This window comes from Planococcus citreus, assembly GCF_003664125.1.
Taxonomy (GTDB): Bacteria; Bacillota; Bacilli; order Bacillales_A; family Planococcaceae; genus Planococcus; species Planococcus citreus.
On record NZ_RCCP01000003.1, the window covers coordinates 338,086 to 357,341 of the forward strand.

Annotated in this window: 19 protein-coding genes; 13 read left to right on the top strand and 6 right to left on the bottom strand. The window is 50.6% G+C overall.

Annotated features, from left to right (window positions below; translation table 11 throughout):
• Positions 1–12 precede the first annotated feature (12 nt).
• Together DFR62_RS11830 and DFR62_RS11835 are read right to left on the bottom strand one after the other, a co-directional pair.
• On the bottom strand, positions 13–1,149 hold the full coding sequence (locus DFR62_RS11830) for a CapA family protein (RefSeq protein ID WP_121300568.1): 1,137 nt from the start codon (positions 1,147–1,149) through the stop codon (positions 13–15).
• Positions 1,150–1,335: 186 nt separating this feature from the next.
• On the bottom strand, positions 1,336–1,713 hold the full coding sequence (locus tag DFR62_RS11835) for a YidH family protein (protein WP_121300569.1): 378 nt from the start codon (positions 1,711–1,713) through the stop codon (positions 1,336–1,338).
• Between the two features lie 140 nt (positions 1,714–1,853).
• On the opposite strand from DFR62_RS11835, the gene DFR62_RS11840 reads away from it, so the two are divergent.
• The 8 genes from DFR62_RS11840 to DFR62_RS11875 all read left to right on the top strand — a co-directional run bounded on the left by DFR62_RS11840 (position 1,854) and on the right by DFR62_RS11875 (position 11,289).
• Complete coding sequence (locus DFR62_RS11840) at positions 1,854–3,887, top strand: Na+/H+ antiporter (RefSeq protein WP_121300570.1); 2,034 nt, start codon at positions 1,854–1,856, stop codon at positions 3,885–3,887.
• A 200-nt stretch (positions 3,888–4,087) separates the two neighbouring features.
• A complete protein-coding gene (locus DFR62_RS11845; protein WP_121300571.1) occupies positions 4,088–4,909 on the top strand; it encodes a DUF3100 domain-containing protein in 822 nt (273 codons plus the stop codon).
• Complete coding sequence (locus DFR62_RS11850) at positions 4,902–5,354, top strand: hypothetical protein (protein WP_101805356.1); 453 nt, start codon at positions 4,902–4,904, stop codon at positions 5,352–5,354. The genes DFR62_RS11845 and DFR62_RS11850 overlap by 8 nt, the downstream gene beginning before the upstream one ends.
• A gap of 255 nt (positions 5,355–5,609) precedes the next feature.
• Positions 5,610–6,755, top strand: a complete 1,146-nt coding sequence (locus tag DFR62_RS11855) for a glycerate kinase (protein ID WP_121300572.1) — start codon at positions 5,610–5,612, stop codon at positions 6,753–6,755.
• Between the two features lie 121 nt (positions 6,756–6,876).
• Positions 6,877–7,224, top strand: a complete 348-nt coding sequence (locus DFR62_RS11860) for a hypothetical protein (RefSeq protein WP_167456533.1) — start codon at positions 6,877–6,879, stop codon at positions 7,222–7,224.
• Between the two features lie 112 nt (positions 7,225–7,336).
• Complete coding sequence (locus tag DFR62_RS11865; RefSeq protein WP_121300574.1) at positions 7,337–8,635, top strand: MFS transporter; 1,299 nt, start codon at positions 7,337–7,339, stop codon at positions 8,633–8,635.
• 123 nt (positions 8,636–8,758) lie between these two features.
• A complete protein-coding gene (locus DFR62_RS11870) occupies positions 8,759–9,613 on the top strand; it encodes a YusW family protein (protein ID WP_121300575.1) in 855 nt (284 codons plus the stop codon).
• Positions 9,614–9,741: 128 nt separating this feature from the next.
• Positions 9,742–11,289, top strand: coding sequence for a Na/Pi cotransporter family protein (locus DFR62_RS11875; RefSeq protein ID WP_121300576.1), 1,548 nt, complete (start codon positions 9,742–9,744; stop codon positions 11,287–11,289).
• A 47-nt stretch (positions 11,290–11,336) separates the two neighbouring features.
• Here the strand turns inward: DFR62_RS11875 and DFR62_RS11880 are convergent, their stop codons facing one another.
• From DFR62_RS11880 to cysK, 4 genes are all read right to left on the bottom strand, one after another.
• On the bottom strand, positions 11,337–12,329 hold the full coding sequence (locus tag DFR62_RS11880) for an ABC transporter substrate-binding protein (RefSeq protein ID WP_121300577.1): 993 nt from the start codon (positions 12,327–12,329) through the stop codon (positions 11,337–11,339).
• Positions 12,330–12,360: 31 nt separating this feature from the next.
• On the bottom strand, positions 12,361–13,116 hold the full coding sequence (locus DFR62_RS11885) for an ABC transporter permease (protein ID WP_121300578.1): 756 nt from the start codon (positions 13,114–13,116) through the stop codon (positions 12,361–12,363).
• Positions 13,100–13,888, bottom strand: a complete 789-nt coding sequence (locus DFR62_RS11890; RefSeq protein ID WP_058381454.1) for an ABC transporter ATP-binding protein — start codon at positions 13,886–13,888, stop codon at positions 13,100–13,102. The genes DFR62_RS11885 and DFR62_RS11890 overlap by 17 nt, the downstream gene beginning before the upstream one ends.
• Before the next feature lie 149 nt (positions 13,889–14,037).
• The gene (gene cysK / locus DFR62_RS11895) at positions 14,038–14,955 is read right to left on the bottom strand and encodes a cysteine synthase A (protein WP_121300579.1); all 918 of its coding nucleotides are present in this window, start codon (positions 14,953–14,955) and stop codon (positions 14,038–14,040) included.
• A 213-nt stretch (positions 14,956–15,168) separates the two neighbouring features.
• Here cysK and DFR62_RS11900 point away from each other — a divergent pair, with 213 nt between their 5' ends.
• From DFR62_RS11900 to DFR62_RS11920, 5 genes are all read left to right on the top strand, one after another.
• On the top strand, positions 15,169–15,849 hold the full coding sequence (locus DFR62_RS11900; protein WP_158290793.1) for a potassium channel family protein: 681 nt from the start codon (positions 15,169–15,171) through the stop codon (positions 15,847–15,849).
• Between the two features lie 36 nt (positions 15,850–15,885).
• Positions 15,886–16,551 (top strand): reverse transcriptase-like protein, encoded by a 666-nt coding sequence (locus DFR62_RS11905; RefSeq protein WP_121300580.1) that lies wholly within the window; start codon positions 15,886–15,888, stop codon positions 16,549–16,551.
• Positions 16,552–16,746: 195 nt separating this feature from the next.
• Entirely contained in the window at positions 16,747–17,547 is an 801-nt protein-coding gene (locus DFR62_RS11910) for a DUF4397 domain-containing protein (RefSeq protein ID WP_121300581.1), read from the top strand.
• A complete protein-coding gene (locus DFR62_RS11915; RefSeq protein ID WP_121300582.1) occupies positions 17,522–18,217 on the top strand; it encodes a class F sortase in 696 nt (231 codons plus the stop codon). Before DFR62_RS11910 ends, DFR62_RS11915 begins: the two co-directional genes overlap by 26 nt.
• 227 nt (positions 18,218–18,444) lie before the next feature.
• On the top strand, positions 18,445–19,251 hold the full coding sequence (locus DFR62_RS11920) for an ion transporter (protein ID WP_121300583.1): 807 nt from the start codon (positions 18,445–18,447) through the stop codon (positions 19,249–19,251).
• The last annotated feature ends 5 nt before the right edge of the window (positions 19,252–19,256 follow it).

Below are 19,256 nucleotides of genomic sequence, written 5' to 3' on the forward strand. Positions count from 1 at the left end.
CAATTCACTCCTTTATTCGCGGAATTCCAGTTCTGTCATCCAAGTGGCAAGATGGGCTTTCGTATTGGCGTTCCATTCGTCATTGATGTCTTTCAATAATAAAACTTCAAAATCCGTAAACCTGTCGTGCTGGACAAAGGTCGGGGTGAACGCTGGGTTGGTGATGGCGATGCTTGAGCCTTCAGGAGTTTCCAGTTTCTCGATATCCACATGGGCAATGCCGCCAATCCGCCGTTCGACGCCTTTTTGCCCAGACAGGAAATTGCCGAGTGAGTAAAAGACGAAGCTGCGCCGTCCATCTGCAGTGTCAATCCAGGCAGGCGGCTGGAGGACGTGAGGGTGATGGCCCAGGATGATGTCTGCGCCGTTCTCAGCGGCAAACAGGGCGAGGTCCGCTTGTTCTTGCGTCGGCATCGGTTCGTATTCATTGCCAAAATGGAGGCTTAACACCGTTACATCGGAATGCTTTCGCGCATACGCCAAATCCTGTTGGATCAACTCCCGGTCGATGCGATTGACTAAATGTGGCCGGCCGGCGGGTGTCGGGACGCCGTTGGTGCCATATGTATAGGATAAAAATGATAAAGTGATGCCGTTGCGCTCAATCACCGGAATGTCGGCACGCTGTTTTGCGGACAGGTGAGAACCGGTTGACACCATGCCGATATCCCGCCAATGGGAGATGGCGTTCTCGATTGCCTGGACACCGCGGTCCAAAGTATGATTATTCGCCATGGAGACAACATCGATTCCGGCGTTTTTCATGGCATCCCCCAGCTCGAACGGGCTATTGAATGATGGATAGGTAGATACACCGATTTCGCTGCCACCGATAATGCTTTCGGAATTGGCGACGGTGATATCGGAAGAGTCCAGGAAAGGCTGGATTGGCACAAACATGGAATCGAAATTATACCCGTTGCCTGTCTTGGCATCTTCGTAAAGCGGCTCATGGATGAGTACATCACCGATTGCCGACAAGCTCACCCGGTGGTTTCTCGCCAATCGCTCAGGCATCACCGCAAGCGGAGCAGTGCGCAAAGTAAATTCATGCGGGGCGGAGTCAGCCGCCGACGGCTGTTCACCGCTGATAGCCAAAGTTCCGATAGCAGCCAGGCAAACGATAAACCATTTTGGGAGAGTCGCCATGAGTCAATTCCTTTCGGGTGTCCTGCCCAGACAACAGGGCGGGAACAGCGTGTATTCGTCAAATCGATTGATTTCAGAATACTATATCCGTGAGGAAATAACTAGGAGTTTTATGGGTTAAGTATGATAAATATCCTGTCTTTTAGCGGCAGATCTGAAAGCTAATAAACTTCAGCCGCAAATGATTCACATAATGATAAAGAAATAGATGATGACCATGATAATCATGATCGACAGCATCGTGGAAATCATGCTGATGCGCAAATTCGAGGAGTAGAAGGTTTCCTGGATGATCTGTTGGCGCTTTTCCCGGTAAGTGCGCGTGGCCGTAAAAATAATGACCAGGCCGAAAATACAAGCGAAGATGCCGAGTATGATCGTGAACAAATCGACAAATGGATTGCGCACGACGCCCATCGTGAAATGCAGGCTCGTGGCCAGGAACCCGACGCCGACGATGGAAATCGCTGTGCGGATCCAAGCGAGATAGGTGCGCTCGTTGGCGAGGTGCTGCTGGGTATAAGTCAGTTGGTTTTTTTCCTTGCGGTAGGATTGACGTGACAAGTTCTGGACCTCCTTCGACCGGTACTTTCTTCTAGTTTACCCGAAACGGATGTATTCTAATTAGAAACTAAGCAAGAAATGGATAACCGAAAACATAAACGGGGTATACACATATCATCACAAGTAAATGGGGAATATCGATGGAATTATTGCTGACTATCCTGGTCCTGCTGATCGCGCTTCTCGTCTCCAATGTAGTGAGCCACTACGTGCCGCAAGTGCCGGCAGCGCTTATCCAAGTGGCGCTCGGGACGATCATCGTGCTGGTCTTCGAGGATTTTACATTTGAATTGGAAGCCGAATGGTTTCTGCTGCTGTTCATCGCACCGCTCCTGTTCAACGATGGGCGGCATTTTCCGCGCGAGGAATTATGGCGCATGCGGGGGCCGATTTTCGGCAACGCCGTCATCCTGGTGCTGCTGACGACCTTGATCGGCGGTTACTTTATCCACTGGCTTATTGAAGACATTCCGCTTGCCGCTGCGTTCGCACTCGCTGCCATCCTATCGCCGACGGACCCTGTGGCCGTGAATGGCATCTCGCAGCGCGTCCGTATCCCGAGCAATGTCCTGAGCCTAGTGCGCGGTGAGTCGCTGATCAATGACGCCTCGGGGCTCGTCGCATTCAATTATGCAGTCGCCGCAGTCGTCACTGGGACCTTCTCGCTATACTCCGCTATTTTTAATTTCTCCTATAAGTTTTTGGCGGGTGCACTTCTTGGAGCTGTGATCGCTTTGCTGTTCGTCGGTATCCGCTTATTGTTCCGCAAACAAGGGATCAATGATGTTACGTTCCATTCGCTATTGCAAATCATGACGCCGTTTATCATCTTTGTCATCGCGGAAGAGTTGTTAGGCGCATCCGGCGTTATCGCCGTGGTCGTTGGGGGAATTGTCCATTCGCTTGTGCAGGAAGATACCGAAGCGCTGGTCGCAGAAGAGCAGATGCTGACGGAAAACATTTGGACAATCATCACCTTCGTGCTGAACGGCATCATCTTCTTGCTGCTCGGGCTCAACATCCCGGGCGCAATGAGCGGCGCGTTGGAAAATCCGAGTATGGATGAAAGCGTCCTGCTGTCGTATGTTTTGGCGATTACCGCCATGCTGCTCGGCATCCGTTTTATTTGGGCCTATTTATTTTCCCACTACGAATACCGTTTCGGCAAAATGGAAGATGCCGCAAAGCCAAGCCTCAAGCTGACTTTATTCGTCAGCCTGACAGGCGTACGCGGGACGGTGACGATGGTCGGAATTTTGTCCTTACCGATGATCATTGAAGGCGGCTATATTTTCCCGCAACGTTCATTGCTGCTGTTCCTCGCCGTCGGGACGATTCTTTTGACGCTGTTACTTGCGACTGCATGCTTGCCGTTGCTCAGTAAAGGAAAATTGGCAGGCGGCGAAGACGACGATAAGATCGACTTGGAAGAAGCAAGGCGCCGCCTCCTGCTTGCATCGATCGCCCGCATAAAATCCGAACTGAGTGAAGCGAATGAAACCGCAGCCTATGAATTAATGGACGAATACCGTTTGCGCTTCCAGCAAGTGCAGCCGGAAGGTGAAGAAGCGAAAGAGGCGAACAAGAAATACCAGCGCCGCATGAAGGAAGTGCGGCTGCGGGCTTTGAAAGCCGAGCGCCGCTTTATCGAAAGGCTGAAGAAGACAGAAGGGATGGAACGGGAGGTCTACGAAGCGTTCGAGCATTCACTGAACCGACGTGAAGAGGCGATTGCCCATAACGCCCGTTCCACATTGATTTATTTGCAAGGGAAATTGATCCGTGCATGGCGCAGGTTCCGCGGGGAGAATTGGCAGGACGAGGAAATCCGGCTGGTCGAATACCAGGTGGGCCGCGAGGTGCAATTGAAGGCGCTTGAAGCTGCACTGGAGAATTTGGAAGCCTATCATCAAAAAGCATCCCGCAAAGACATCGTCGAAGCAGTTTTGACCGAGTACCGGAAAATGATCAGCCGTCTCAAACGGCCCGAAACCTTGTACGATGAACGCTACGAGATGCAAAAAGAGGAGTTGCGCATCAATGTCATGGACATGGGACGCGCCAAAATCTACGATATGTATGATGCTGGGGAAATCACACGGCAGCAGGCAAAAGAATTAAGGAAATACATCAATTACATCGAGAGCGTCACCTTGTACGATCCGACGGAATAAAAGCAGAAGCTTAGGCTTCTGCTTTTTCAAATGGATTGAAAAATCTGTCACTTCTGTAAATGACATGCTTTCTTCGGAATAAAAAACGAACAAAATTTAAAAAATCTATTGAATCGTCCGTCATATAGCGTAGACTATGTTTATGGATTGCGGTTTGATTGAAGAATCGCTGTCAGTTCCGAAGAAAGCGAGGAGAAACGATGGAGAAAGTAGAATTGAAAACCGTCATTAAGGATTGGCGTTTGCATGCAATTGCATTCATTTTGGTAGCCATTACAGAAGCGATCGGCCAGTTCAGCATTGCTGTGGGGCCAGGAGTTATTCTATTATTACCGATGCTATACGCATTCTTTCTGGGGCTTGGCTTGTATTTCACGCCATTCATTTCCGAGAAAAACGCCAAAAATGCAGAACCGCTCATTATTTTAGGGGTGACTTTACTCATTGCCAAAATTGGCGTTACGATCGGGCCGCAAATTGAAGCGATCATTGCAGCGGGGCCTGCGCTTTTGTTGCAGGAACTTGGCAATTTGGGAACGATTTTCCTGGCGCTGCCGCTTGCGGTGCTGCTCGGATTCCGTCGTGAAAGTATCGGCATGACCCACTCGATTGCACGTGAGCCGAATGTCGGGCTGATCGTCAACAAATTCGGATTCTCTTCGCCAGAGGGCCGCGGCGTCATGGCGGTCTATATTTTCGGAACAGTGTTCGGAGCCGTTTTTCTCGGCTTGATATCTGGATTGCTTGCGACGGCGACGCCGCTGCATCCTCTGTCGTTCGCCATGGCATCGGGCGTCGGGAGCGGGTCGATGATGGCTGCGGCCAGTGGTTCGCTGATCGGGGCTTATCCGGAATTGGAGGAACAGATTGTCGCTTTTGCGGGGGCGAGTAATTTATTGTCGCTTTCCACCGGTTTGTATTTCAGTATCTTCATCGGCTTGCCGCTGACGGAGAAATTGTACAGCATCATGATGAGACGATCGGAACGAAAAGCTGCGAAAGGAGGCGGGCCGAATGCTTAAGAGTGTCATCGAATGGACTTGGGTATTGGCTATTTTCGGCGTCGCCGCCTTGATCGGCAATTGGTTCGGCATGGACGTCTTGCCATGGGAAGCGATTCCGGGAATGCTTGTCTTGATTGCGGTAAGCCTCGTCGGGTTGATGTTGGAGAAAGCATTGCCCTTCAGCATGCCGGCAGTCGGCTATATCGGCATACTCGCCATTATCATTTCCTTGCCATGGTTTCCAGGTTCGGATTATGTCGTTGCCTGGACAAGCCAGATCGGTATTTTGGCGCTTGCCACACCGATTCTCGCTTATGCCGGCATATCGGTCGGATCGAACTGGGCAGATTTTCGCAAACTGGGCTTCCGGAGCTTTTTGGTCGCCATCGCGGTCTTCCTCGGAACTTTCATTGGCTCAGCGTTGATCGCTGAAGTGATCTTGCGCTGGCAAGGCATCATTTAAAGAAGAAATCCCCGCAGCAATATTTGCTGCGGGGATTTTTTTGATTGCGCACCTAAAGAAATGGCCCGGTGCAGTTGCCTGCATCGGGCCTTCAAAAAATTTGGGGGTGAAGGGGAAGCTCATTAAACGCTTCTGTTAAGTAGTTACCACATGCCAATCGTACTTAAACATCTTGCCGCAACTTTTTGAAACTTGTACATTCAATATAGGTAGATTTTTTTGGACGATCGCATTTATTCAGATTGGGGGAATTGGATGAAGATTATTGTGGCGCCGGATTCGTTTAAAGGCAGCATTTCAGCTGAACAAGCGGCACGTGCAATGGCACAAGGGATAATGGATGCAGCGCCAGATAGCGAGGTCATCGAATTGCCGTCCGCGGATGGCGGGGAAGGCACCATGGCGAATCTGATCGCAGCGACAAACGGCCGCATGGTTACGCATCAAGTATCAGGTCCTCTCGGAAAGCCGGTCGCTGCCAGTTACGGAGTGCTCGGGAACGCCGAGACTTGCGTGATTGAGATTGCCGAGGCATCCGGATTAACTTTGCTTTCACAAAATGAGCGCAACCCGGAGCATTCCTCGACGGAAGGGACTGGGGAATTGATACGCCATGCGCTTGACGCCGGATTTCGAGATTTCATCATCGGGCTTGGGGGCAGCGCGACGAATGATGGGGGCACAGGAATACTGCGAGCGCTTGGCATGCGATTTCTCGATGCTTCAGGTGATCTGCTGCCGCTAGGAGCTGGGGCACTGGATAAACTTTATACGATAGATACAAGTTCTTTTGATGCGCGTATTCAGGATTGCTATTTTGTCATCGCGAGTGATGTCGATAATCCACTGACCGGGCCAAACGGCGCTTCGCGTGTATTCGGTCCTCAAAAAGGCGCGAATCGGAAGATGGCGGAGGCGCTGGACCGAAAGTTAAGCCATTACGCCGATATCGTGGAGAATGAGACTGGCGTGTCTTTGCATGACTATCCAGGGGCGGGGGCTGCAGGAGGTGCTGGCGGCGCGTTTCTGGCATTTTTCCCGGCCGTAATGAAGCGCGGAATCGATGTCGTTCTTGAAGCTTCGGGATTTTCAGAAAGCGTGGCGTCGAGTGATTTGATTTTCACAGGTGAAGGGAAGTCCGACCAGCAGACTTTATCCGGAAAAACGGCTTTTGGCATTGCGCAAGCGGCTGCTGTCCATGGCAAGCCGGTCATCTTATTATCCGGCGTGATCGATCCCGAGAGTCGCAAAGACTTGATGCACTTTTTCGAAGAAGTGCATTCAGTATCAGGTGGAGCGGTGACCGAAAAACAATCAATGGACAATGCCTATGTGCATGTGCGCAAACGGGCAGCGGAAATTCTCAACGCTTATTTGGACAATCAGCCACAATCAAATTAACCATCCGGACAATTTTCATTTTGGAACAGGTGTAGCCAAATGCGAAAAGGGGTAGAAATCATTAACTGCCTAAAGCATAGATACATGCGGACGAAATGAAAATAAGGAGGGGTTTCCCGTGATGACCAGAAGCAAGCTTCGGAAAGAAACCAGCAGTTTGTATTCAGACATGATGGCTTTTTATAAACGCTTTTCCAAAGTCCATGAACCCGGGGCTCCGGATTTGCAGCGAATGAAATTGAATCTGGACAGGTTAGATCCGACTTCAACTGGAGAACAGATCGAAGCGATCCGCTTTTTGGAATTCTTTCTGGCGATTCATCTCGGGCAAATCGATTCCGCGCATGAAGCAGAGCGCATCCATTTGCTTGGCCGTGCAAAAGGGTACACAGTCCGGGACACAAGGCAACGGCGTGCGCTAAGAAAATGGCGCCGCGAAGTGGAAGAAAGCAGCAAACAGGCTGTTTAAAAAACGAGAGCCGCAACTGGCTCTTTTTTTATGCCTGGAATTCCATCCTCCATAGCAAAAGGAAACGCGCTATAATGAAGCTGTTATTTAACTTTTGAATGGAGGCCGTACGATGGCTAACGAAAGAACGCAAAGAGACAGTCAAATGCTTGAAAGCTATATTGAATCGCCGGAAAAATTGCAGGGCTTGTATAAGCGCACCTTATGGATTGTCATGCTCTCGCAAATTTTCGGCGGAGCGGGACTGGCTGCCGGAATTACGGTCGGCGCTTTGCTCGCACGGGATATGCTCGGCACAGAAAGCTACGCGGGGCTTCCGGTCTTTCTCTTTACGCTCGGATCAGCTGGGGCCGCGCTCGTCGTTGGGCGCTTGTCGCAGCGTTTTGGCCGCAGGACGGGCTTGGCTGCTGGTTTTCTGACAGGCGGTGTCGGTTCGGTCGGTGTCGTATTTGCCGCGATCTGGGGGAATGTCTTTCTGTTGTTCCTGTCGCTTGTCATCTACGGGGCAGGAACGGCGACGAATCTGCAAGCGCGTTATGCAGGAACAGACTTGGCAAGCACGAAGCAGCGTGGAACGGCCATTAGCATCGCTATGGTGGCGACAACGTTCGGTGCATTTGCCGGACCGAATCTTGTTGGCGTCATGGGAAGTTTCGCTGAATCCATCGGGGTTCCGTCACTTGCCGGCCCGTTCATTTTAGCGGGAGCTGCATACATACTGGCAGGCATCGTGTTATTTGCGCTGTTGCGCCCGGATCCGCTCATGGTGTCGCGTTTTATCAGCGATCAGCAAAAGCGGGATCAAGCCGCGTCAGGAGAAGAAGAAGTAGCGGGCCCAGCGGTCAATAGCCGCGGTGTTTTCCTCGGTGCAACGGTTATGGTCATCACGCAAATCGTCATGGTTGCGATCATGACCATGACACCGGTGCATATGGGCCATCACGGCCATAGCCTCAATGCGATCGGCATGGTCATCGGCATCCACGTCGCGGCGATGTATTTGCCGTCGCTCGTGACCGGGGTATTGGTCGACAAAGCGGGGCGCGTCGCGATGGTCGTGGCAGCCGGGGTGACCTTGCTTGCAGCAGGGCTTGTTGCGGCTTTCGCTCCTGGAGATTCGCTGTTTGTCCTGATTCTGGCATTAGCGTTGCTCGGGCTCGGCTGGAACTTCGGCTTGATCAGCGGCACGGCATTGATTGTCGATTCGACAAAACCGAAAGCGCGAGCGAAAACACAAGGGTCGGTCGATGTACTGATCGCCTTGGCCGGTGCGACTGGCGGCGGCATGTCGGGGATAGTCGTAGCCGGTACCAGTTTTGCGGTGCTGTCGCTTGCCGGCGGAATCCTGTCATTATTATTGGTGCCCGTTGTCATTTGGTTTTGGCGTAATCAAGAAACTAGTATTTCATAAGAAGCGGAGGCTTGGATGCCTCCGCTTTTTTCATTCTCATGGAATTTTAATGTTCTCCTCAGCAGTCACTCAGTCCAGGCGGATATGATAGAACTATCATAAAGCGAGAAAGGGTGTTTGAAGATGAAGAAAATGACGGCAGGAATGGCCGCGGTGATTTTATTGGCAGGATGCGGCACAGGACAAGATACGAGCCAAACGACAACAGCAGATACCGAAAATGCAACGCAGCAACAGACAGGTGCAACGAATGGCGATAGCGGTAAAGTGCAAGGAGAGTCCACTGAACAAGCGGACAGCACGGAGAAGGCAGCGCCAGATAACCAAACAGCATCTTCAGCATCAAACGGCGAGATCCGCGAATTCGACTTGGATTTAGAGTTCACGGATGACCGTGAATGGGAATTCGATTACGACCGCAACCGAGCTTCAATCGAGCGCGATTCGGGAGACCGGCTATCTGGCCAGGAAGCCCAGGATGAATTTGCGCAACTTTTCCAGGCCATCCAGTTTTCAACGGCACGCCCACTAGAAGACATCAAGCGCGAAGTGTTGGAAGCGGTCAATGCCGAGCAAGCGGAGGTCCGCGAGTTTGAACTAGATGTGAAATTCGATTCGGGCGAAGAAATGGAGATTGACCACAATGTGAGAAACAGCGCAAGATCCGAAGAACTCGATGAATTCTCACTCGAACTGACATTTGCGGGAGGCGGCGAATCGAGTTATGATTTCGAAAGCGATGAGCGGGAAGCGGAAATTGAGCGCAGTGATGGATCGGAAAGCGAAGGGGCAGGAGCACTCGATGAGATGGAACAGTTGCTCGGCCAAGTTAACATCACGACAGCCCGTTCCATCGATGACATGAAAGCTGAAGTTCTGCAAGCATTGTCGATCGATGCGGCTGAAGTAGAGGATTTCGATCTGGAAGTCGATTATAAAGGTGGGGAAGAGATTAAGTTTTCCCATGATATGAAGTAAAGAGCAAGAGCCTTCTGCGGAAGACTCTTTTTTGAGTGGTTATAATTCACCAGCGGAAAAACAGCCGATTTTCTTTCAGTAAAAATCTTCGTTTTCGTTTACACTGTAAATCAAAGGAGGTGGTTGTGATGGGGATGCTTTTGGTGATTCTGGGGGGGATTGGCTTATTTCTTCTCGGTATGCAAATGATGACGGGTTCTTTGAAAGAGCTGACTGGGGAATTCATCAAGGGATGGATGAACCGTTTCGCGGGAGGTACTGGCCGTGCCATTTTTTCCGGAGCTCTCATTACAGCCATCATCCAATCATCCACTGCCATTACACTTTTGACGATTGGCTTTGTCAGTGCAGGATTGCTCAGCTTTGCGCAATCCGTCGGCGTGATCATGGGGGCGAATATCGGCAGCACCAGCACTGGCTGGCTCGTCTCGCTCATTGGCTTTAAAGTGGACCTGCAAGCCTGGGCGCTGCCCATCGTCGGTTTCGGGGTGTTATTGAAAACGTTTCTGCCCGAGCGAAACATGGCTTATGGGTCGGTTCTTGCAGGATTCGGGCTATTATTTTTGGGCATTGGCGTATTGCAGGAAGGGATGGGGGAACTGCAGCAAGCCGTTTCGTTTGCAGGGCTGACGAATATTTTCCTGCTCGTGTTGATCGGCACTGTGATGACCATCATCATGCAATCTTCGAGCGCTGCTGTCGCGACCACACTGACAGCTTTATTTTCGGGGGTTATCGAATTTGAACAGGCGGCATATCTCGTCATCGGCCAAAACATCGGGACGACACTCACCGCCATTCTTGCCGCAATCGGGGCGGGGACAGCCGCGAAACGGGCAGGCTTGACGCATGTGTTGTTCAATATCGGGACAGCGGTGTTGGCACTTATATTGACGCCGCAATTATTGCAGGCAACCGCCGCTATCACCGTGTTCATCTTTGATGAATTCGACGCTGCATTCGGCATCGCCATTTTCCATACTTTGTTTAATGTGCTCGGTGTTTTGGTCTTTGCGTTGCTGATCCGCCCGTTCATTCGTTTAATCGAAAAAATTGTCCCTGAAAAAGGCAATCCATTCGTCCAGCATCTCAACCCGCAAGTCGCCAAGCTGCCCGAAGTCGCACTCGAAGCGGTGCATCAGGCCATCCAATTGGTGTTATCGGAGTTGATGCAGCTCATGCGGATGGTGCTGCGTGATGGCACTGTGGACCGGCGAAAAGTGGATACATTGCATGGGGCGGCAATGGAAATACGTACGTTTCTCGACCAAATCCAGTCCATGCCGCAAGAAGCATTCCAGCGGCATGTCCAGATTCTCCATACGCTTGACCATGTCGATCGCCTGCTGCAAGTGATCGAAGAGCCGATCGGCCGGGAAGCCTACCTGGTCCATCCTGGCCTCACCGGAAAGTGGATGCCGCTGCTCGACAAAGCACAAACGGAAATGACCGAAGACGAACAATTGCCGGAACTTGCCAAGGAATTCAGTTCCGCTTCGGGAGAAATGGCTGCCGAACGGAAAGCACGGCGCAATGAATATTACGTCCGTGCTGCAAAAAACGAAACGGAGCTCGCGACGGTTTTGAAAAAAGTCGATGCCTTGTTATGGTTCGACCGGTTGATTTACCATGCTTGGCGCGCTGTTGCAAGGCTTGAAAAAGCGCAGCGGACATGAAAAAACCCCTCACCGCTTATTCTGGTGAGGGGTTTCGTTCATTCCAGTTAGTTCAAAAACTGTGTATCGGTCAATTCGCTGAAATCAGGTTGTTCTTTCAGGAATTTCAAGTCGAATGACGAGTCGCCAAAGGCTTGGATTTCATCGCCATCGATATCCGTGCTGAAGAACATATTGCCCCAAGCTCCGTCAATGACGGACTTATCGAGTTCCTGGCCAGTGATATCGTCAATTGTGGAGATGACGATTTCTTTGGATTCTTCCGGGTTTTCTTTAATATAAGCAGTTGCCTCTTCGTGCGCATCGACTATTCCTTGAACCGTTTCAGGATTGGATTCGATCATTTCGCTCGAAGTGACAAGGACAGATGCCGGAAGTGATGTGCCAAATGAAATTTCATCCGGTTCGATGATCACTTTGGCACCGGTATTTTGGGCAAGAACAGATGCCCAAGGTTCAGGTGCGACAGCGACATCGATTTTGCCCGTTTCAAACATCGCTTCATATTGTGCCGGTTTTCCCGTTTGGTGAATCATTTCACCGCCGATGCGGTTTGATGTGATGTCGTTCTCTTTCATGTACGTCTCGAACTGGACATCATGCGTGCAGCCGACGCGCGGGGTGATGAATGTGCTGCCCGGAATATCTTCAATGGATTCGATGCCGCTGCCATCACGTGCCATGACGACTGTTCCGCCACTCGCACCGCCGGCGATCATGCGCACATCTGCACCATTCGTGTAGTTGTTCATTGCAGGCCCTGGGCCGACCAAGCCGCCGTCGATATCACCGGTTTTCAGGGCCGTCATGAAGTCGGAGCCGTCAGCGAATGTGACGTATTCGACATTGGTGCCTTCCGGTAAATTGCTTTCATAAAACTGCTGGTCTTTGGCGACCATTGCCGTTGCGTGATCAAGGTTTGGGAAATAGCCGAGTACGACGGTATCTTCGGAATCGCTTGTCGCAGCACCTGAAGCGCCGCACGCTGATAAGATTCCTGCAGCTGCAAGTGTCGTTAAAATAAGTCCGGATCTTTTCATGAAATAATTCCTCCTCAAATGGTTTTGGGTTTTAGGATTCGAGTCCCCAGCGTTTCAGGACGTTCTTTTCGATGCGTTGGAAAATCAATTGGTCGACGACTGCACCGACGACACCGATGATGATCATGACGCCGATAACGAGCGCCATATTGCCGAAATCGGAAGCGTAACGCAATGTATAGCCAAGTCCTGGTCCGGCACTTAGCAGCTCGCCGGCCATCAGTGCACGCCAGGCGAATGCCCAGGCGAGACGCGCACCGGTTACGAGATAAGGGATGGAAGCCGGAATGATGACTTTCCAGAACAAGTCGATGCCGGTAGATCCCATCGTGCGCGCTGCTTTTATGTAGAGCGGATTGACATTTTTAATGCCCGTCCGTACATTGAGTGTCATGACGAATGTGCCGCCTAAGATGACAACGAAGATGATAGCGCCTTCGCCGAGGCCGAACCACATCATCGCAAGCGGCAGCCAGATGATGCTCGGCACGCTTTGCAAGGCGAGCACCATCGAGCCAATCGTATCATCGGCCGTCTTCGAGCGTGCCAGCAAAATACCGAGAGCGGTGCCGATCAATAAGGAAACGGCAAGGCCGATCAACAGGCGGCGGAAACTTGCCACTAAATCATAGACTAAAGTGAGGTCGGCAAAGCCTGCCACAAGTGCATCCCACACGCTAAACGGGGAGGGCAAGATGGTTTCATGCCATAATTCGAAATGGGAGCCAAGCCCCCAGAATAAAATGAGTGCTGCGAAAAAGATGAGGCGCTTAACTGCGGGCTTCATAAGCAAGCTCCTCATTTATGACTTTGTCGATTTCGCCTTTCAACAGCCCCATGATGCGCTCTTCGAGTGCGGCGACTTGTTGTTTATGTTCGTCCCGAGGGCGCGGAATGTCGACTTCGATATCAGCGATGACGGTGCCGGGACGCGTGCCCATCACCACGATCCGGTCCGATAATTTGATCGATTCCTGTATGCTGTGCGTGACGAAGACGATCGTTTTCTGTGTATCGATCCAAATCTTCTCGAGCTGTCCGTGCAGTCGGCTGCGCGTTTGTTCGTCGAGCGCGCCGAACGGTTCATCCATCAAGAGCACAGCCGGGTCCATCGCGAGAGAACGGGCGATCGAGACCCGCTGCTGCATGCCGCCAGACAGTTCGTGTGGATAATGGCCGGCGTAATTACTGAGCTGGACCATCTGCAGGAAATGGCGTGCGCGTTCAATCGCCTGTTTTTTATTCATTTCCTTGCGCAGCGGGAAGACGACATTCTCTGTGACCGTCATCCAGGGGAACAATGCGGCTTCCTGGAACACCATGCCGCGGTCTTTCCCCGGTTTCTGCACATTTTTTCCGTCGACGACGATGCCGCCGGAAGAAGCGGAAGTGAGGCCGGCAATCATCGACAATAAAGTCGACTTGCCGCAACCGGAAGGGCCGAGGATCGAGACGAATTGGCCTTTCGGAATCTCAAGGTTTATATCTTCTAATACCGTATTGGCATTATTATCTTTATCGGTATAGATTTTGTTGATGTGCTGGATTTCAATAAACAAAATAATTCACCGGCTATAAAACCTACCTTTCCAATCGGATATTATTTAATAAAGTATAGTAGTTTTATAGGGATTGTCAATAATTCTTGGGAAAAAGTTTTCAGACATAACAAAAGAGAGGCAGAAGCCTCTCTTTTTAGAATCGAGATTCATTCAAATAGGTTCATGCTCAAATAGCGTTCGCCGGTATCCGGGGCGATGCACAATACTTTTTTGCCGGATCCGAGCCGTTTGGCGATTTCGATGGCCGCATAAATGGTTGCGCCCGCAGAAGGCCCGACAAAGACGCCTTCTTCCCGGGCAGATCGGCGGAACATCTCGATGGCGTCTTCGTCTTCAATCGCCATGATTTCATCGTAGATCGCCGTATTCAATGTATCCGGCACGAATCCAGGACTGGTGCCGACCAGCTTATGTTTGCCTGGCTTGCCGCCTGACAGGACAGGAGAGCCTTTCGGTTCGACAACTGTTATATGGAGGTTCGGCAAATGTTCTTTCAAAGTTTCACCGGTTCCGGTGATGGTGCCGCCTGTTCCAGCCGAAGCAACGAAGGCGTCAAGCTGCCCGTCCATTTGCTCGAGTATCTCAAGCGCCGTCGTGCCGCGGTGGGCATCGGGATTGGCCGGATTTTCAAATTGCTGCGGGATGAAGCTTCCGGGAATCGTTTCACGCAATTCGAGTGCTTTTTGAATCGCCCCCGGCATTTTGTCATCGCTTGGCGTCAATACGACTTCCGAACCGAAAGCTTTCAGCAAGTTGATGCGCTCTTGAGTAGCATTATCCGGCAGCACGAGGATGGAGCGGTAGCCTTTCGCTGCAGCAACCATCGCGAGGCCAATGCCGGTATTGCCGCTCGTCGGTTCGATGATTGTCGAGCCCGCCTTCAAGGCACCAGACTCTTCAGCTTGCTTGATCATATTGTAAGCCGCCCGGTCCTTGACGCTTTTGGTCGGGTTGAACATTTCCAATTTTACATAGACGTCCGCTGCGCCTTCAGGGACGATGCGGTTCAATTTAACAACAGGCGTATCGCCGATCAGGTCAGTAATGGATTCAAATGGTTTCATCAACTAAACAACCTTTCTCTATCGGATATGAGGGATATTGTTCTATTGTAGTACAAAGCGAAAGGTCGTGCCATTCGCTTGTTTGAGGAGACAATGGCGGAAGGCATATTTTATAGAAGAAAGTGTTTTGGCTATGAAGTCGGGTGGGATGAAATCTTCGACAAAATGCCAATTGGTAGCGTACTATTTTGGTAACGGGAAATCGTTCGAATCATGCAATGGAAAGTAGGGACAGATGTGAAAAAACAAATAGTGGTAATCGGGCTTGGACGCTTCGGAAGCAGTGTCTGCAAAGAGCTTTACGGAATGGGGCACGACATCATGGCGATCGACTCCAACCCGGAAACAGTCAGTACGATGTCGGACTATGCGAGCCACACCGCAACGGCCGATGCGACGGATGAAGGCAGCTTGAAATCGCTTGGCGTCCGGAATTTTGAGTACGCCATCGTCGCAATTGGTGACGACTTACAGGCAAGCGTTTTATGTACTCTCATGCTGAAAGAACTGGGTGTACCGAAGGTTTGGGTGAAAGCACGTGACCAACAGCATCAGAAGATCTTGGAACGCATCGGGGCTGACCGGGTCATCCAGCCTGAATATGAAATGGGCGTCCGGACGGCTCATCATATCGATTCCGAAAAAGTGGTCGACTATATCAATCTGTCGGAAAACTACAGCATCATTGAACTAGCGGCATCCAAAAAAGTCATCGGCAAAACGCTCGGTGAACTGAATATCCGCAAAGATTACGGCTGCATGATTTTGGCGATCAAGCATGGCGAAGATGTCAATATCGCGCCGCTTCTTGAAGATTCGATCGAAGAAGGAGATATTTTAATCGCGATGGGCCACAAAGAAGATCTTAAGCGCTTTGAAGACAAAGGGCTGTAAGCGGCAGCGCAATCGCTAGAGAAAGGCGGTGGCTGAATGAAAGTACGGATTGATTGGACCTATAAATCACCCAAAAACAAAGTGGTGCAATTTCTCTCCGAGGAGCTTGAAGCAAGTGAAGCACTGTTAGTGGCGCAAGATCTCGAACGTACGGGCCGCACCAAGCGCCTGCAGTTTGCTGATCGGCATAACAGCAATTGGAGCATCAAAGAATTGAAGAACTACGTTAAGGAAGTGGAGACGGAGCCGCATGACGTTACGGCCTATTACGATGGCGGATTCGACCTCCAGTCGAAACGGGCTGGCCTCGGCTGCGCAATTTATTTCAAGCAAAATGGCAAAGAATATCGCTTGAGGAAAAATGCACTGATCGACGAAATCGCCTCCAATAACGAAGCGGAGTATGCAGCGCTGTCGATGGCAGTGCAAGAACTTGAATTGCTCGGTGTCCACCATCTCCCTGTTCGTTTTGTAGGTGATTCGAGAACCTTGGTCAACCAGATGAGCGGGGAATGGGCAGTGCCTGAACAAACTTTGGCGAGCTGGGCGGACCGGATCGACCAGCGTTTGGAGAAAATTGGCGTCCATCCCGAATATGAATTCGTGCCAAGGAAAGAAAACGCTGAGGCGGATCGCTTGGCCACGCAAGCCCTAGGCGAGATCGTGATTGAAAGCCTCATTGATTTAAATGCAGATAATTGAACCCATACACGCAAGTTGCCAGGAAGAAGTATTTCTGGCAACTTTTTCTATTCTATGTAAGTTTGTATCACTTTCCATGCCAAATCACTCAAATTTATCAGAATAGTGTGATATCTATTGAAATTCTATTGCAGAGGGTGTATAAATGAGGTGTACAAAAGTTATACAAATACTATATGGAAAGAGGTTGGACACATGAAGAAGTTATCTGTCTCTCTCGTCGCAATGCTGGTGTTGTTTTCGCTTCTCGCATCTCTGGTCATGGCTGACAACCATGGTGACATGGCAAAAGTACGGGTGTTGCACGCTTCGCCTGATGCCCCTGCAGTAGATGTTTACGTCAACGGTGATTTAACGCTCGAAGAAGTACCATTCAAAACGGATTCCGGATATTTGGAAGTCCCGGCTGGTACGCATGATGTAGAAGTATTCGCTGCAGGTACTGAATATGCAGCAGGAGAAGGCGTTTTGCAGGCTGACTTGGAAGTGGAAGCCGGTAAAGCTTATACAGTCGCAGCAGCCAACCTCTTGGAGTCCATCGAATTTGTAGTAGCTGAAGATTCCATGGAAGTCACTGAAGGCCAGGCGAAAATCCGCGTCGGCCATTTGTCCCCAGATGCTCCAGCAGTTGATGTTGGAATCATCGGTGGAGATGCTTTGTTCAGTGGAGCTGAGTTCCCATCTATCACGGATTATGCCGAAGTAGACCCTGGCACATATGACTTGGAAATCCGCTTGCCGGATGGCACCCAAGTATTGCCGCTTGAAGGAACTGAACTTGCCGCAGATACAGTCTACTCAGTGTTTGCAGTGAACACAGTCGATTCGCTTGAAGTGATCGCGCTTGTCGATTACGAAGCAGCTGCTTCACCAGACGAAATGCCGACAACTGGTCTTGGTACACCAGAACAATCCCAGTCCATGTGGTTGTTGATCGGTGGCGCGTTATTCTTAGTAGCAGCTGGTGGGCTTGTGTGGAGAAAACGATTTCAATAAATTCGCATTGCTCCTCGCTGTCGTATTTCTTGCAGGATGTACGTCTGCCCCGCAAGATGAAGTGAGTATCCGCAGTGCGGAAGTCGGCTTTGCCGTCAAGGCAGAACCGTCTTGGACAGAACAACCGAAAGAAGTAGAGAAAGCGAAAGCCGCTGAGAAAGAGAAACCGGCGGCCAAGCCGAAGTCGAAGCAGGCGGCAAACCCGATCAATGAACTGAACCAGCCAGGCATCGCGCCAGAGACGCTGTCAATTCCATCCATTGGGTTGGAAGCGGATGTCACGCATCTCGGCGTGACCGACTCGGGGGAAATGGCGGTGCCGGATAATGGCGAGGAACTAAGCTGGTTTTCGCCGGGCTACCGTCCTGGCCAAAGAGGGCGGGCGGTCATAGCGGGACATGTCGATGATTTGGATGGCCCGGCTGTGTTTTGGGACTTGACGGAGCTCGAGCCGGGAGATGAAATTGTCGTAGCCGGCGACGATCGCGAGCTGCGGTTCAAGGTCCATACAATGGAGTCGGTGCCGCTCGATTTGGCGGATGTCGATTCGGTCTTCGGATATCATTCATCCCCTGAGCTGGTATTGATTACCTGCTCCGGAACCTATGATTATGACCGGGGAACACGAGAGGAACGCTTGATTGTCTACGCCTCGCTTGTGCAAGAATAGGAAAGCGTCTCTTTGGAGGCGCTTTTTTTTGATGCATGATTTTGGTTTTCTTATCATCGCAAAGGACAAGGGAACTTTGGGACCGTCACATTTTTGCAACAATCCTTTAGGGACAGTCCAGTTGAAAAGCAACTTCCATATAAGTGCATGATATAATTGGATGGATCTTTATTGCATGATAAGCATATCGGTTATATCAGATTATATAAGGAGTCGTCTATCGCCCTATGAAGGAATCACTGAAGCGGATCGTGGAGAGTGCGCGGTTCAATACATTTATCACTGTTTTAATTTTAATCAATGCGTTGTTGGTCGGTTTAGAGACCTATCCGTCGATTGCGGAGAACTACGGGGCATGGCTGTTGATACTGGATATCATCATCTTGGCATTTTTTGCTTTGGAGATTCTCGCTAAGCTCTATGTTTACCGGGCGAAATTCTTCGGCAATGCATGGAATAATTTCGATTTCATCATCGTCGTCGGGAGCCTTATCCTCTACAACTCACCGTTTATCAGCGTGTTGAGGATTTTCCGCGTGCTGCGTGTGCTGCGGACGGTGTCGACCATTCCGTCGCTGCGCCGTGTCGTGACGGCTTTGTTCATGGCCATTCCGACCATCACGAGCGTCATTTTGCTTATGTCGATTATCTTTTATGTCTATGCGGTTATCGGAACGTTCTTTTATGCAGATATTGAACCGGAATATTTCGGCGATCTTGGGCTTTCGCTCATCTCGCTGTTCCAGATTTTCACTTTGGAATCCTGGGCGAGTGGAATCTTCCGCCCGGTTTTTGCGGCGGAGCCATGGTCTTGGCTGTATTTCATTTCCTTTATCATCGTTTCAACTTTCCTGATGATCAACTTGATCGTCGGGGAGATCGTCAATAACGCACAGAAGATTTCAGATGAAATCGACAAGGAAACTGCTGAGCTCGAAGGCATCAAAGAAGACACATCGGAAATTGAAGATTTGAGAAAAGAAGTCGGCGAACTGAAAAGCATGATCCAAACACTTGTCGACCGGAAATATTAGTAAGC